This window comes from Aquitalea pelogenes (assembly GCF_001515305.1).
GTDB lineage: Bacteria > Pseudomonadota > Gammaproteobacteria > Burkholderiales > Chromobacteriaceae > Aquitalea > Aquitalea pelogenes.
Genome location: NZ_LNQV01000046.1, coordinates 20061 through 33871 on the forward strand (window position 1 = coordinate 20061; position 13811 = coordinate 33871).

Here is a 13811-nt window from a genome sequence, read left to right on the forward strand (position 1 = left end):
CTGCCAAAGCAGGTCAACCGCCATGTCCTTTGTGATAGTAGCCCAATGCATGGCGGCTGCGTGGGGCAATGCGATGACAATTTGTTATCAATTATGACTGCGCTGCTGGTGTGGCCGGTGCATCGCTGCTGAACAGCAGTACCGGTGTCTTGGCGTCGGGCAGGGTGATGTGGCCGCAGGCATGCAGTCCGGCCTTGCACAGAACCCGGGCGGATGCCGCATTGTCGGGGTTGATGTAAGCCACCACCCGCGACAGGTGCAGGCTGTGCAAGCCGTACTGCACGCAGGCCGTCGCCGCCTCGCTGGCATAAGACAGCCCACGCCAGGCTGGCAGCATGACATAGCCAACGTCCACATCGGCAAGGCCTGCACGGCGTATCAGGCCGCACATGCCTACCGGCTGGCCGTCTTCGCGCCGTTCCACACACCACAAACCGATGCCGTGCTCGGCATAACTGAGCAAAGGCCCGCGCAGCAGGTAATCGCTGGCTGCTTCAAGAGTACGAATGCCACGATCCGCCACATTGCGGATGAAGTCCGGGTCGTTCAGCAAGGCCAGCACCAGCGGGGCATCGGCGGGGGTCAGTTCACGCAACTGCAGGCGTGGTGTAATGATGAGCAGCATGGCGTGGCTGTCTGGCAAGGGGATTGGGCAGTGTAGCCCACGGCTGGCGGCATTCACAAACTGCCGGGCCGGGCGCGAAAAATGCAGGACAGGGTATTGTCAGCATCGGGTTAAGGCTGTATTATGCTCTTCTCTGTTGCACGGCATTGCAGTGCAGCAGCAGCCATCTGGAGAGGTGGATGAGTGGTTTAAGTCGCACGCCTGGAAAGCGTGTTTAGGGTAATACCCTAACGGGGGTTCGAATCCCCCCCTCTCCGCCAGATACTTGAAAAAGCCCTGATTATTCAGGGCTTTTTCGTTTTGTGCCGTCTTTTCCCTTGCGAAGTTCCACCTGTGAAGTCTGTAACGTCGCAAATTGTTTTGCCCCACTTTCCACGTGCTTTTGCACTGGGTGCTTGCAGGTGCATGTGCAATATGGCCTGCAAATCAGCCGGCATCTGTCTCCTGTTTAACGACAGCTTGTCTCCTCCTGCATGCCCTCGTCCCGGGGGCTTGGTGTGCCTGCACTGGGTGGGGTCACGCTGGCCCGGGATTAAAGGAATACCGCCTGGAGTCAGTCCGCACATAGCCGGTTGGCCATACTGCGACCAGCCCCAGACTCAAGTCAATTTGCTTCCGTGATTGCTTGTGCAATGGCCTGTCCCAGCATTTGCGTGCTGGCATCGCCCCCCATGTCCGGGGTGCGCGGGCCGTGTTCCAGTACCTGGTGGATGGCCGCCATGATGCCATCGTGCGCTGCCTGATAGCGGGCATCTCCCTGGCCCAGGAATTCCAGCATCATCGCGCCGCACCAGATCATGGCAATCGGGTTGGCAATGCCCTGGCCGTAAATGTCCGGGGCGGAGCCGTGCACCGGCTCGAATAGCGAAGGGAAGTTGCGTTCCGGGTTGAGGTTGGCCGATGGGGCAATGCCGATGGTGCCGGTGCAGGCCGGGCCCAGGTCGGACAGGATGTCGCCGAACAGGTTGGATGCCACCACCACGTCAAAGCGCTCCGGGCTGAGGACGAAGCGTGCGGTGAGGATGTCGATGTGGTATTTGTCCCAGGCCACATCTGGGTAATGCCCGGCCATGGCCTCCAGCCGCTCGTCCCAGTAGGGCATGCTGATGGCGATGCCGTTGGATTTGGTGGCGGAGGTGAGGTGTTTTTTCGGCCGCTTTTGTGCCATTTCGAAGGCAAATTTCAGGATGCGATCGGTGCCGTGACGGGTGAAGATGGATTCCTGCACCACGGTTTCCCGTTCGGTGCCTTCAAAAATGCGGCGCCGATGGAGGAGTACTCGCCCTCGGTATTCTCGCGCACCACCATGAAGTCGATATCGCCTACCTGCTTGCCAGCCAGTGGGCAGGGAATGCCGGGCATCAGCCGCACCGGGCGCACATTGGCGTACTGGTCGAATGCACGGCGGAACTTGAGCAAGGAGCCCCATAGCGACACATGGTCCGGCACCTTGTCGGGCCAGCCCACCGCGCCAAAATAAATGGCATCGCAGCCGGACAGTTGCGCATGCCAGTCGTCCGGCATCATCTGTCCGTGTTGCAGGTAGTAGTCGCAATTGGCCCAGTCGAAAACCTGAAACTCCAGTTCCAGACCAAACCGGCGGCTGGCCGCTTGCAGTACGCGCAGCCCTTCCGGCATGACTTCCTGACCGATCCCGTCCCCGGCAATCACGGCAATTTTGTGTTTCATGGTATCGACTTTCCTTGAGCAGTCCGCAGGCAAAAACCGAGCTTAACAAGCTACGCCGCATTTACAATCCTGTTTACTGTTGATTGATTGGACATGAATCGTGAACGAAACGCCGCAGCTGGATGATCTGCAATTGTTTTGCCAGGTAGTGCGTCACCGCAGCTTTGCCGCCACCGCCCGCGCCATGGGGGTGTCCAAGGCGCTGGTCAGCAAGCGTATCGGCCTGTTGGAGCAAGCCATCAAGGAGCGCCTGTTTCACCGCACCACGCGGCAGGTCGGCCTTACCGCACAGGGCGAGGTGGTGCATCAGTGGGCGCTGCGCATCCTGGAAGATGTGCGGCTGATGGGCGAAGCGGTATCGCAGGAGAAGTCACAGGCCGACGGGCTGATCCGCATTTGCAGCAGCAGCGGTTTTGGCCGCAGCAAGCTGGCGGCCGCACTGTCGGCGCTGGCCCTGCAGCAGCCGCAACTGGAAATACAGCTGGAATTGCTGGACCGGGCGGTGGATCTGGTAGAGGAGGGCTTCCAGCTGGATATCCGCGTGGGCAGCGTGCGCGAAGGCAATGTCATTACCCGCCGCATTGCCGCCAACCGACGGATATTGTGTGCTGCACCGTCCTATGCGGCTGCCCACGGTATGCCGGCGTCGGTGGCGGAACTGGCGCGGCACCAGTGCATCCTGATCCGCGAGCGGGATCAGGACTATGGCCGCTGGACCTTGCACGGCCCGCAAGGCGAGCAAGTGGTGCGGGTGGGGGGCAGGCTGGCCAGCAACAACGGCGAAATCGCCCGGCAATGGGCGCTGGACGGCCACGGCATCATCCTGCGCTCGGCCTGGGATGTGGCAGATGACGTGCAGCAAGGACGCCTGTTGCACATCTTGCCTGAGCAATACCAGCCGGCCGATGTCTGGGCCGTGTATCCCGAACGTTCTTCCGCTTCGGCCAAGGTGCGGGTGTGCATTGCTTTTCTGGAGCAATGGTTTGCCACCAGCCTGGCGGGCTAGGCCGGTCAGCGGGCAGGACGTCTACCAGACCGTGCGCCCGGCTGCCGGGCCGTCGGCATGCTGGCGCATGAAGTTGCGCAGGTGCTCGACAAAGCAGCTCACCTTGGCCGACAGGTTCAGCCTTTCCATGTATACCGCGTAGACATCGGCTGGTGGTGTTTCGAATTCTGCCAGCACCTGTACCAGCCTGCCGCTGCGCAGGTATTTGGCCACATCCCATTCCGCCCGCATCAGGATGCCATAGCCATCCAGCGCCCAGTTCAGTGCCACTTCGCCGTCATTGGTGCTGAGTGTGCCATGTACTTTCACCGTTTCTGTCTGCTTGCCATGGCTCAGTCGCCAGTTGCCGGCCGCCATTTCATTTTGTCGCAGCACGATGCACTGGTGGCGGGTGAGGTCGTGCGGCGTCTGCGGGCTGCCGGCGGCGGCCAGATAAGCCGGCGAGGCGCACAGCAGGCGGCGGTTGGCGGCAATTTTCTTGGCAATCAGGCGGGAGTCCGGTGCTTCGCCAAAGCGGATGGCGATGTCAATGGCCTCATCCGGCAGGTTGACCGGGCGGTCGGTCAGGTGCAGCTGGACTTCCACTTCCGGATAACGCCGATTGAAAGCCGAAATCGCCGGGCCGATGTAGGAGCGCCCGAAGCCTAGTGGTGCGTTGATGCGCAGCAGTCCTTTGGGCGCGGCACGGCTGCTGGATACCTGCTGTTCCATTTCCTCGATGTCGCTGAGGATGCGCATGGCGCTGGCAAAGTACACCTCGCCTTCGCCGGTCAGGCTCAGCCGGCGGGTGGTGCGGTTGAGCAGACGCACGCCCAGCCGTTCTTCCAGTTGTGCCAGGCGGCGCGATACCGAAGGGGGCGTCAGGTTCAGCTCGCGTGCGGCGGCGGCCATGCTGCCCTGTTTGACGATCAGGCAGAAGAAGGCAAGGTCGGATTGCATGTTGATTGTTACGTTTAACGTAATGATGTTTTAAGTTTACTTCGATTAATTACTTTTTCAAACAGGCTAATCTCCTCGCAACGCTCAACCGAATCAAAAACTCCTGACCGCAGCAAGCAGGTGCTGACGGCAGGGGCCACCACAGATGGCCACAAGGGGGATGTCGCCAACATCCCGCAACAATCGGAAACAAAGAGGAGAACCTATGGGACACGATATCGAAGCAAGAACACTGCGCCGCGTCAGCTGGCGCATTGTTCCACTCATCATGCTGCTGTACTTCATTGCTTACATCGACCGGGTGAACATCGGCTTTGCCGCCTTGAGCATGAAGCAGGATCTGGGCTTTTCCGCCTCCATCCTCGGCTTTGGCGCAGGCATTTTCTTCTGGGGCTACTTCCTGTGCGAAGTGCCGTCCAACATCGCCCTGCATCGCTTTGGCGCGCGCAAGTGGATTGCCCGCATCATGCTCAGCTGGGGCGTCATTTCCGGGGCCATGGCCTTTGTGCAGGGGCCGCTCAGCTTTTATGTGATCCGCTTTTTGCTGGGTGCGGCCGAAGCCGGTTTCTTCCCCGGCATCATTCTTTATCTCAGCTACTGGTTTCCGGCGCGCCGTCGTGCGGGTATCACCGCATTGTTCATGGCTGCCGCGCCCATTTCCACTGCGCTCGGTTCGCCCATTTCGGCGGCGCTGCTGGAAATGCACGGCTATCTGGGACTGCATGGCTGGCAGTGGATGTTCCTGATCGAGGCCTTTCCGGCCTTGTTGCTGGGCGGCGTGGTGTTCTTCTGCATGACCGACCGTCCGGAGCAGGCCCGCTGGCTGGCTGCCGACGAGCGCAACTGGCTGGTGTCCACCATGCAGGCCGAGCAACAGGACAAGGGCGGAGAGGACCACCACAGTCTGCTTGCCGGCCTGACCAATCCGCGTGTGCTGGCGCTGGCTTTCATCTACTTCGGTACTTCTGCCGGCCTGTACACCCTGGGTATCTGGGCACCGCAGATCATCAAGCAGCTGGGTGTCTCTTCCATGACGGTGGGGGTGCTCAATGCCGTGCCACCGACTGTGTCAGTGCTGGCCATGGTGTTGTGGTCGCGCCATTCCGACCGTAGTGGCGAACGTACCTGGCATGTGGTGCTGGCCTGTATCGCTGCGGCTGTCGGCCTGGTGGTGGCCTCCGGTGCCAGCGGTGTCACCGGCCTGATTGCCGCGCTCACCCTGGTCAATATCGGTATCAGCTGTGCCAAGCCGCCGCTGTGGAGCATGCCCACCATGTTCCTGTCCGGCACTGCCGCTGCCACCGGCATCGCCGCCATCAACTCCATTGGCAATCTGGGCGGTTTTGTCGGCCCGGCCATGATCGGCTGGATCAAGGACCAGACCGGCAGCTTTGCCGGCGGCCTGTACTTCGTTGCCGGTCTGCTCATGCTTTCTGCAGTGCTGACGCTGCTGCTCAGCCGCTTTCAGCCGGCAGAGGCATCCGTTATTGCGGTCACTCAGGACCGTCACTAAACCCCACCCCTGAATCCCACCCTTTTGCGAGGACACAATATGGACAAGGAAATCGCCATCCAGTCCCTGACGGACACCATGGCCAAATTCACCGCCTACATCGGCAAACGTCTACCGCGTGATGTGAAGGCCAAACTAGCTGATTTGCGCACGCTGGAAACCAACCCGCTGGCCAAATCCATCTACGACACCATGGAAGGCAACCAGCAGGCTGCCGACAAGCTGGACCGCCCCAGCTGCCAGGATACCGGGGTGATCCAGTATTTCATCGAGGCCGGCGCGCACTTCCCGCTGCTGGGCGAGCTGGAAGACATCCTGCGTGATGCGCTGGCCGGTGCCACCAGGCTGGGCCCGCTGCGTCACAACGCGGTGGAAACCTTTGACGAAAAAAATACCGGCACCAACACCGGAACCAATATTCCCTGGCTGGACTGGCGCATTGTGCCGGATTCGGACAGCTGCACCATTGACGTCTACATGGCTGGCGGCGGTTGCACCCTGCCGGGCGCGGCCAAGGTACTGATGCCGGGTCAGGGTTACGAAGGCGTGGCCGAATTCGTGATGGACGTGATTACCGAACGTGGCGTCAATGCCTGCCCGCCGCTGCTGGTGGGGGTGGGGGTGTCGACTTCGGTGGAAACCGCCGCCCGTCTGTCCAAACTGGCCATCATGCGTCCGGTGGATTCCAAGAGCAGCAATCCGCGCGCTGCCTTGATGGAAGAACTGCTGGAGCAGGGCCTGAACGAGGTGGGCATCGGCCCGCAAGGCCTCTCCGGCAACAACAGCGTGATGGGGGTGAATATCGAATCCTCCGCCCGTCACCCCTCCACCATCGGCGTGGCGGTGAATACCGGCTGCTGGGCGCACCGCCGCGGCAAGATTCGCGTCAATGCCGACCTGTCCTATGAAATCCTGTCCCACGAAGGAGTGGTGCTGTGAAAAAAATCCTGACAACCCCGATCAAAGACGAAGATCTGGCCGACCTGCGCATCGGTGATGTGGTGTATCTCACCGGCCATCTGGTGACCTGTCGTGACGTGGCGCACCGTCGCCTGATCGAGCAGGGCCGCGAACTGCCGGTGAATCTGGAGGGCGGGGCGATTTTTCATGCCGGCCCCATCGTGCGCAAGAAGGATGACGGCAAGTTTGAAATGGTGTCCATCGGCCCCACCACCAGCATGCGCATGGAAAAGTTCGAGCGCGAATTCATCAAGCAGACCGGGGTAAAGCTGATTGTCGGCAAGGGCGGCATGGGGCCGGAAACCGCTGCTGGCTGTCAGGAACACAAGGCCGTGCATGCCATCTTCCCCGGTGGCTGCGCGGTGCTGGCCGCCACGCTGGTGGAAGAAATCGAAGGTGCCGAATGGCAGGACCTGGGCATGCCGGAAACCCTGTGGATCAACCGGGTGCGGGTATTCGGCCCGCTGATCATCTCCATTGATACCCAGGGCAATAACCTGATCCAGCAAAACAAGGATCAATTCCAGGCCAGGAAAAAGCCAGTGCTGGACAAAATCTGCCAGCAACTCAGCTTCATCAAGTAAAAACCAATCCTGTCTGGCTGCCAGCTTGCTGGTAGCTACTGCGACCTTGTGCGAGGGCATGTCAATTGCCCTCGTTTTTTTTCGTCTGGAGCTTGCCTTGTGCCATACCGGGCCAACACTTTAGCGACGTGATGCCGATGGCTGGGGGTGGTCGGTCTTGCCCGCCATGCCGGCACAGGCGGCCAGCCTGGTGTCCAGCCAGCGCGGCTTGTGCTGCCGGTCTTCGGCCTGTTCCACGCGCCGAATGGCATTGCGCACCAGCATGGCGCCGCACCAGCGCAGCGGTTCGGGCGGGAAGTGGGCGAGCGGACCGCGCACCAGCCCGCTGTCGGTCCAGGCATTGCGCTCGCCCAGCAGCAGCGAGGACAGGATGCGCCCACCCAGATGGGACTGCACCACGCCGTTACCGGAGTAACCCAGCCCGTATAGCACCCGTTGATGGCCGGGAAGCCGGCCAAAAAAGGGAAAGCCGGTGGCGGAGCGATCTGACGCGCCAGTCCAGCTTTGCACTACCGGTGCCGTGGCCAGGCTGGGGAAAAGCCGTCCCATGGTGAGCTGCAAGGCTGCCGCATGACGGCTGGGCTGGTCGAAACAGGCTTGCATGCGGTTGCCAAAGGCAATGTGGTTGCCGCCCTTGCCCAGCATCAGCCGCCCGTCCGGTGTGCTGCGCCAGTAGTGGACGAAGGTGCGCAGGTCGCACACTGCCTGACCGCGCTCCAGCCCCAGTGTGCTGATTTCCCCGGGGCGGCGTCGGTGATGATCATGTCGGATGAAACCAGCAGGATGCTGTTGGCAAAGGCAGGAAACTGTCCGGGCATGTCGGCGTTGAGCGCCAGCACGGCCTGGCTGGCTTCCACCTGGCCCTGCGCGGTATGAAGGATGACCTGCCCGTCCTCCTGCAGATGGGTCATGGTGCTGTGTTCATGCACCTGCACGCCCATTTCGCTGGCCACGCGCAGTAGTCCCCGCACCAGCTTGCCTGGTTGCAGGCTGCCGGCCGGCGCACTGTGGTAGCCGTCCTGCAGCAGGGCAGAGCCACTGAGCGCGCTGGTTTGGGCCGGGGACAGGGCAGTCCAGCTGTTCAGGCTGTGTTGTTGCAGCATGGCCAGTACCGGGGCCAGACGGCCGATTTGCGCCGGGTTGCTGGCCGCATACACGGCACCGCCCAGCCGGATGTCGGCGTCTATAGCGTGTTGCTGGCAAAAACTGGCGATGTCGGCCACGGCCTGTTCGGATGCCTGTACCAGTCGGCTGGCTTCGCTGTCACCAAACCAGCGGCGCAGCGAGGGGTACTTGGTGGACCAGGTCAGCATGCAGCCACCATTGCGGCCGGAGGCACCGCTGCCGCAGCGGGCCTTTTCCAGCACCACCACCTGCCAGTCCGGCCTGGCCTGCTTGCACATGATGGCGGTCCACAGGCCGGTGAATCCGCCACCGACAATGCAGACATCGGCACGCTGCCTGCCCTGTAGCGCGGGCCGTGGCGGGCTGCGCTCGGCGGCCAGCGCTTCGGCCAGCCAGTAGGGAAGCTGGCTCATGGGCGCTCACCCTTGGCCATTCTGGCGTCAATCAGCGCCAGCACCGCCGGTAGCTGGGCAATGGTATCCACCACATAATGCGCGCCTGCCGCCGTGAGCTGGCTGGCGGCCGGCTGACGATGGCTATCCTGTTGTGCCGGGGTGAGTGCCAGCCATTCTTCCGCTGTCAGGCCAACCGCATTGCCGCTGGAGGACAGCCCCACGGTCCACATGCCGGCACTCAGGCCTTCGGCAATGCCGGGGACGGTGTCATCCACCTTGACGCAATGACGCACATCCTTCAGCGCCAGCGCCAGTACATTGGCCAGCGCCATCCACGGCCCCGGGCGGCCGCCTGCCGGCAGGTCATCGGTGGCCACAGTGTGGTCCGGCGCATAGCCTGCAGCAGCGGCCAGCGGCAGCAGGCGGTCCATCACCACACGCGGATAGCCGGAGCAGCTGCCAATCTTCAAACCACGGGCCCGCAACTGGTTGATGGTGTCGATGGCACCCGGAATCGGTGCCGAATATTCGCCCACCCGTTCCACCTGCAAGGGCATGAACTGCTGATACAGCCGGTCGACATCCGCATCCTGCATGGGGCTGCCAAAACGCGCCTGCCAGCGGGCGGCCACGTCCGGTAGCTGACCCAGTGCCTTGATGTGGTCCCACTTGGCCAGGCCCATGGGGATGCGTGCTTCGGCCATGCTTACCGCAATGCCCTGGGCAGCGAATACGTCGATCAGTACCTGGGTGGGGGCGAAGGAGCCGAAGTCCACCACGGTACCGGCCCAGTCGAAAATCACAGCTTCCAGATGTTGATAGCCTTGCATGTTCAGTTTCCTTGTGTGGTCCAGCCGAGTTCGCGGATGGTGGTGGTGATGGCGTGGCAGGCTTGTTCCAGTTCGGCCTGATCGATGGCGCCGATGCAACCGACGCGGAAGGTTTCCTGGCTGGTGAGCTTGCCGGGGTAGAGCACAAAGCCCTTGTTGCGCACGGCTTCGTACAGCTGGCCGAAGCGATAGTCCGGATGAGCGGGCGCGCGGAAGGTCAGGATGATGGGCGCTTGCCGTGCAGTGGGCAGAAACAGTTGCAGGCCGGCCTGTTGCAGCTGGTGTTGCAGAACGGCTGCATTGCGCTGGTAACGGGCCAGGCGTGCCGGCTGGCCGCCTTCGGCCAGGTATTGGTCCAGCGCCATGCGCAAGGCGGCCACCACATGGGTGGGCGGGGTGAAACGCCACTGGCCGGTGGATTGCATGTATTCGTATTGCGCCAGCAGGTCCAGCGCCAGCGAGTGGCTGTTGCCGCGGCTGGCCAGCAGGCCCTCACGCCGCATGATGACAAAGCCCATGCCGGGCACGCCTTCCAGGCATTTGTTGCTGCTGGCAATCACCGCCTCGGCATGCAACTGGCCAACATCAATATCCAGTGCGCCAAAGCTGGACATGGCATCCACAATCAACTTGCGTCCTGCCGCGTGCACGATGGCGGCAATTTCACTCAGCGGGTTGAGGATGCCGGTACTGGTTTCGCAGTGAATCAGGCCGACATGGGTAATGGCCGGGTCTTCTTGCAGCAGCCGGGCCACCGTTGCCGGTTCCGGTACTTGATCATCCTCGGTTTCATACACGCTGAATGCGCGGCCCAGGGTGTGGGCAATCAGCGCCATGCGCTTGCCGTAGGCACCGTTGATGAGGACCAGCAGTTTGCCGTCGCGCGGCAGCAGATTGGCAATGGCTGCTTCCACCGCATAAGTGCCGGAGCCTTGCAGCGGGACGCAAACATGTTCGGCGGTGCCGTGGGCGATGGCCAGCAGGTCGCTGCATACGCTGGCGGTGAGGGTGTTGAAGTCATGGTCCCAGGAGCCCCAGTCCTTGAGCATGGCGGTTTTGGTGGCCAGGCTGGTGGTGAGCGGGCCGGGGGTCAGCAAGATGGGTTCACGCATGGTTTTTCCAGTGATCTAGATGTCTTTCGGAGGTCAGATAAACCGGGCAAGGCCCGGTGCAAGGGAATCAGCGTGTTGCCGCTTGGCGCCAGCGCTGGTGCTGCCGCAGCAAGGCATGGGACAGCAGGGCAAACAGCAGGCAGACCACGGCGGCACTGGCCACGATCAGGGTGGCCATGGCGGCGGCTGCTGCGGTGTCGCCGGCATCATCCATGTTCAGCACCGCCACGGCGGCCAGCACGGTATCCGGGGTGTACAGGAAGATGACGGCCGATACCGTGGTCATGGCCGAAACAAAGAAATAGCGGGCAATTTCCAGAATGGCGGGCAGGCAGGCGGGCACGGTGACACGCCACAGCGTCAGCCACAGCGGCACCTTGAGCGAGGCGGCCACCGGTTCGAAATCCGGGTCCAGCTGCGTCAGCGCGGTGCGTGCCGTCATGTGTGCGGTGGTGGTGTAATGCGCCACCGTGCACAGCACCAGAATGGCCATGCTGCCGTACAAGCCATGCAAGGGGTTGGCATCGCTATTGAAGAAGAAGATGTAACCCAGCCCCAGCACCAGGCCCGGCACCGCCATCGGCAGCATGGCAATTGCATGCAGCAAGCTGCCGCCCAGTCTGGCGCTGCGCAACTTGCAGCTGCTCCATGCACCCAGAAACACCAGGCTGCTGCCCAGTACCGCAGTGGCCAGCGCCATGCGCAGGCTGTTGCCGAATGCCAGCCAGCCGCCGCCATCCACCTGGTCGAAGTTGAAGTGCGCCAGGGTGAATGTCATCTGGTAGGGCCATTGCCGGATAAAGGCTGCAGCAATGGCGGTGCCCATCATCAGCAGCAGGCCCGCCCCGATCAGGCTGCAAAAGCCCAGCGCCAGCAGGCGCGCAGGCCAGCCGCGCAAGGCTTGCAAGGGTTGGGATTTGGCCGACAGTTGCGCTTGTTGTCGCCGTTGCAGGCCTTGGTCCAGCACAAAAGAGAGAACAGCCGGCAACAGCAGCAGCAAGCCGATGACCGCACCCTGGGCAAAGTTCTGCTGGCCGATCACCTGCTTGTACGCCTCCACCGCCAGCACCGGGAAGGCACCGCCAATGATTTTGGGCACACCGAAGTCGGTGACGGTGAGGGTGAACACCAGCAGCGCAGCCGATATCACGCCGTAACGGCTGCCGGGCAGGGTAATGGTCAGGAACTGTCGCACCCGGCCTGCGCCCAGTGTGCCAGCGGCTTCATACAGCCGGGCATCACCCACCGACAGTGCGGTGAGCAGGATCATCAGCGCATGCGGGAAGGTGTAAAAAGCTTCGCCCAGCACGATGCCGGTCAGCCCGTAGATGCTGCCGCCGGGCAGCCATTCTTTCAGCAAGCCCTGATTGCCGAACAGGTAAACCAGTGAAATGCCGGGCAGCAAGGACGGTGCCAGCAAGGGCAGCAGCGCCAGCAGGCGGAACAGTCCGCGCATGGGCAGCTGCACCCGGCACAGCGCAGCGGCATAGCCATAGGCCAGCGGTACCACCAGCAGGGTGCTCAGCACCGCCACCTGCAGGCTGCCATTCATGGCACGCAGCAGCCCGGGCTGTGACAGCGTCTTGCTGATTTGCATGAAGCCGGCAAATTGCCCGTCGGCATCGGTCAGGGCCTTGCCCAGTATCGCCGCCAGCGGCAGCAGTACCGCCACCACCAGCACCGCCAGCAACAGCCACTGCAGCAGTCCGGCCAATGTTTCATCCGCGCTGGCGGCCAGGCGGCGGGAACGTCTCAGGATAGGCATGCGTGCTCCCCGCTGGCATCAAACAACTGGCAGCGTGCCAGCTTGAGCGAGACCCCCAGCCTGCGTTGCGGGCTGGCATCCAGCTGTTCCAGCTGGCTGTGGCTGAGGTCGGCCTGGATACTGGCCCCGCCCCAGGCGGGCACCTGCAGATGCAGGCGGTAGATTGCACCAAGCAATTCGGTTTTGCCGACATCCGCCAGCACGGCATCGGCGGTGGCCGGCCATTGTGCATGCAGCACGATGTCTTCCGGGCGGATGAACACATCCAGCGCCTGTCCGTCCCCGCGCAAGTGGGGATGCGGCAGTTGCAGCAGCTGTTCGCCCAGGCGGATCTGGTCTGTGCCCAGCGCACGGGCGGGCAGGAAATTGCCCTGGCCGACAAAGCTGGCGACAAAGCGGGTGGCCGGGTTGCGGTACACCTCCAGCGGACTGCCGCATTGTTCGATGCAGCCTGCATTCATCACCACCACGCGATCGGCCATGGTGAGCGCTTCTTCCTGGTCGTGCGTCACCATGATGGTGGTGATGCCCAGCTTTTGTTGCAGACTGCGGATTTCCCGGCGCAGATGCTCGCGTACCCGGGCATCCAGTGCCGACAGCGGTTCATCCAGCAACAGCAGCGAGGGCGAAGTGGCCAGTGCGCGCGCCAGCGCCACCCGTTGCTGCTGGCCGCCGGACAGTTGGAACGGATACTTGCTGGCAATGCCGTCCAGGCCGATCAGGGCCAGTAACTCGCTCACCCGCCGCTGTTTGTCCTCGCGTCGGCCGGTCAGGCCGTAGGCGATATTGGCGGCGACATCCAGATTGGGAAACAGCGCATAGGACTGGAACACGATGCCGTAGTCGCGTCTGGCCGGGGGCAGCAAGGTGATATCACGTTCGCCCATGATGATCTGACCGGTGTCGGGCAGGTCCAGCCCGGCAATCTGGCGCAGCAAGGTGGTTTTGCCGCAGCCGGACGGGCCCAGCAGGCAGACGAACTCGCCCTTGTTGACGTTCAGGTCCAGCTGGTTCAGCACGGTGTGACTGCCAAAGCGCTTGCTGATGCCGCGCAGTTGCAGATAGGGCCGGGTGGTAGCGTCTGCGGTGCCGCTTTGCTGTAGCAGGAAGGCAGGGTCAGGCTTCATGGCTGTGCTTTCAGGGCTTGGGCTGCAATCAGCCGGTAATGCTGCAAGGGCGGGGTGGCCAGTGCCGGAATCTTGGCTACGTCGTCGTGCCGCCGCAGGGCCAGGGCAGCCGCAGCGTGCGGGCGGCGCATGAAGCGCTCG

14 protein-coding genes and 1 tRNA gene are annotated in these 13811 nt (G+C 62.5%); 5 read left to right on the plus strand and 10 right to left on the minus strand.

Going from position 1 to position 13811, the window contains the following annotated elements:
• Positions 1–91: 91 nt before the first annotated feature.
• Positions 92–625 (minus strand): GNAT family N-acetyltransferase, encoded by a 534-nt coding sequence (locus tag AWT75_RS16605; RefSeq protein ID WP_062790594.1) that lies wholly within the window; start codon positions 623–625, stop codon positions 92–94.
• Positions 626–794: 169 nt separating this feature from the next.
• Between AWT75_RS16605 and AWT75_RS16610 the strand changes: the two genes are divergently transcribed.
• A tRNA-Ser gene (locus AWT75_RS16610) sits at positions 795–885 on the plus strand.
• A 344-nt stretch (positions 886–1229) separates the two neighbouring features.
• On the opposite strand, the gene AWT75_RS23595 is transcribed toward AWT75_RS16610, so the two are convergent.
• A complete protein-coding gene (locus AWT75_RS23595; protein ID WP_275575762.1) occupies positions 1230–1853 on the minus strand; it encodes an isocitrate/isopropylmalate family dehydrogenase in 624 nt (207 codons plus the stop codon).
• The gene (locus tag AWT75_RS23600; protein ID WP_275575763.1) at positions 1808–2314 is read right to left on the minus strand and encodes an isocitrate/isopropylmalate family dehydrogenase; all 507 of its coding nucleotides are present in this window, start codon (positions 2312–2314) and stop codon (positions 1808–1810) included. The genes AWT75_RS23595 and AWT75_RS23600 overlap by 46 nt, the downstream gene beginning before the upstream one ends.
• Before the next feature lie 100 nt (positions 2315–2414).
• Between AWT75_RS23600 and AWT75_RS16620 the strand changes: the two genes are divergently transcribed.
• Positions 2415–3320, plus strand: a complete 906-nt coding sequence (locus AWT75_RS16620; protein WP_062790596.1) for a LysR family transcriptional regulator — start codon at positions 2415–2417, stop codon at positions 3318–3320.
• A 21-nt stretch (positions 3321–3341) separates the two neighbouring features.
• Here the strand turns inward: AWT75_RS16620 and AWT75_RS16625 are convergent, their stop codons facing one another.
• Positions 3342–4259 carry a LysR family transcriptional regulator gene (locus AWT75_RS16625; protein ID WP_204377083.1) on the minus strand — a complete coding sequence of 306 codons (918 nt, stop codon included), beginning with the start codon at positions 4257–4259 and terminating at the stop codon, positions 3342–3344.
• Between the two features lie 205 nt (positions 4260–4464).
• On the opposite strand from AWT75_RS16625, the gene AWT75_RS16630 reads away from it, so the two are divergent.
• The 3 genes from AWT75_RS16630 to ttdB are packed head-to-tail and all read left to right on the plus strand — an operon-like array spanning position 4465 to position 7316.
• Complete coding sequence (locus tag AWT75_RS16630) at positions 4465–5772, plus strand: MFS transporter (protein ID WP_062790600.1); 1308 nt, start codon at positions 4465–4467, stop codon at positions 5770–5772.
• 39 nt (positions 5773–5811) lie between these two features.
• Positions 5812–6711 (plus strand): L(+)-tartrate dehydratase subunit alpha, encoded by a 900-nt coding sequence (ttdA, locus tag AWT75_RS16635; protein ID WP_062790602.1) that lies wholly within the window; start codon positions 5812–5814, stop codon positions 6709–6711.
• Positions 6708–7316 (plus strand): L(+)-tartrate dehydratase subunit beta, encoded by a 609-nt coding sequence (gene ttdB / locus AWT75_RS16640; RefSeq protein ID WP_062790604.1) that lies wholly within the window; start codon positions 6708–6710, stop codon positions 7314–7316. Before ttdA ends, ttdB begins: the two co-directional genes overlap by 4 nt.
• A 120-nt stretch (positions 7317–7436) precedes the next feature.
• On the opposite strand, the gene AWT75_RS23605 is transcribed toward ttdB, so the two are convergent.
• The 6 genes from AWT75_RS23605 to AWT75_RS16665 form a co-directional block, all read right to left on the minus strand.
• Complete coding sequence (locus AWT75_RS23605; protein ID WP_204377084.1) at positions 7437–8018, minus strand: FAD-dependent oxidoreductase; 582 nt, start codon at positions 8016–8018, stop codon at positions 7437–7439.
• On the minus strand, positions 7961–8854 hold the full coding sequence (locus AWT75_RS23610) for an FAD-dependent oxidoreductase (RefSeq protein ID WP_204377085.1): 894 nt from the start codon (positions 8852–8854) through the stop codon (positions 7961–7963). The genes AWT75_RS23605 and AWT75_RS23610 overlap by 58 nt, the downstream gene beginning before the upstream one ends.
• On the minus strand, positions 8851–9666 hold the full coding sequence (phnX, locus tag AWT75_RS16650; protein ID WP_062790606.1) for a phosphonoacetaldehyde hydrolase: 816 nt from the start codon (positions 9664–9666) through the stop codon (positions 8851–8853). The genes AWT75_RS23610 and phnX overlap by 4 nt, the downstream gene beginning before the upstream one ends.
• A 2-nt stretch (positions 9667–9668) precedes the next feature.
• Positions 9669–10778, minus strand: coding sequence for a 2-aminoethylphosphonate--pyruvate transaminase (locus AWT75_RS16655; RefSeq protein WP_062790608.1), 1110 nt, complete (start codon positions 10776–10778; stop codon positions 9669–9671).
• Between the two features lie 67 nt (positions 10779–10845).
• The gene (locus AWT75_RS16660) at positions 10846–12543 is read right to left on the minus strand and encodes a putative 2-aminoethylphosphonate ABC transporter permease subunit (RefSeq protein WP_062790610.1); all 1698 of its coding nucleotides are present in this window, start codon (positions 12541–12543) and stop codon (positions 10846–10848) included.
• Positions 12531–13670 (minus strand): putative 2-aminoethylphosphonate ABC transporter ATP-binding protein, encoded by a 1140-nt coding sequence (locus AWT75_RS16665; protein ID WP_062790612.1) that lies wholly within the window; start codon positions 13668–13670, stop codon positions 12531–12533. Before AWT75_RS16665 ends, AWT75_RS16660 begins: the two co-directional genes overlap by 13 nt.
• Positions 13671–13811: the final 141 nt, after the last annotated feature.

Bases quoted from the DNA above. Each gene is read 5' to 3' on its own strand.
- AWT75_RS16605 (WP_062790594.1), bottom strand. From the start codon at position 625: ATGCTGCTCATCATTACACCACGCCTGCAGTTGCGTGAACTGACCCCC.
- AWT75_RS23600 (WP_275575763.1), bottom strand. From the start codon at position 2,314: ATGAAACACAAAATTGCCGTGATTGCCGGGGACGGGATCGGTCAGGAA.
- AWT75_RS16625 (WP_204377083.1), bottom strand. From the start codon at position 4,259: ATGCAATCCGACCTTGCCTTCTTCTGCCTGATCGTCAAACAGGGCAGC.
- AWT75_RS16630 (WP_062790600.1), top strand. From the start codon at position 4,465: ATGGGACACGATATCGAAGCAAGAACACTGCGCCGCGTCAGCTGGCGC.
- ttdA (WP_062790602.1), top strand. From the start codon at position 5,812: ATGGACAAGGAAATCGCCATCCAGTCCCTGACGGACACCATGGCCAAA.
- AWT75_RS23610 (WP_204377085.1), bottom strand. From the start codon at position 8,854: ATGAGCCAGCTTCCCTACTGGCTGGCCGAAGCGCTGGCCGCCGAGCGC.
- phnX (WP_062790606.1), bottom strand. From the start codon at position 9,666: ATGCAAGGCTATCAACATCTGGAAGCTGTGATTTTCGACTGGGCCGGT.
- AWT75_RS16655 (WP_062790608.1), bottom strand. From the start codon at position 10,778: ATGCGTGAACCCATCTTGCTGACCCCCGGCCCGCTCACCACCAGCCTG.
- AWT75_RS16660 (WP_062790610.1), bottom strand. From the start codon at position 12,543: ATGCCTATCCTGAGACGTTCCCGCCGCCTGGCCGCCAGCGCGGATGAA.
- AWT75_RS16665 (WP_062790612.1), bottom strand. From the start codon at position 13,670: ATGAAGCCTGACCCTGCCTTCCTGCTACAGCAAAGCGGCACCGCAGAC.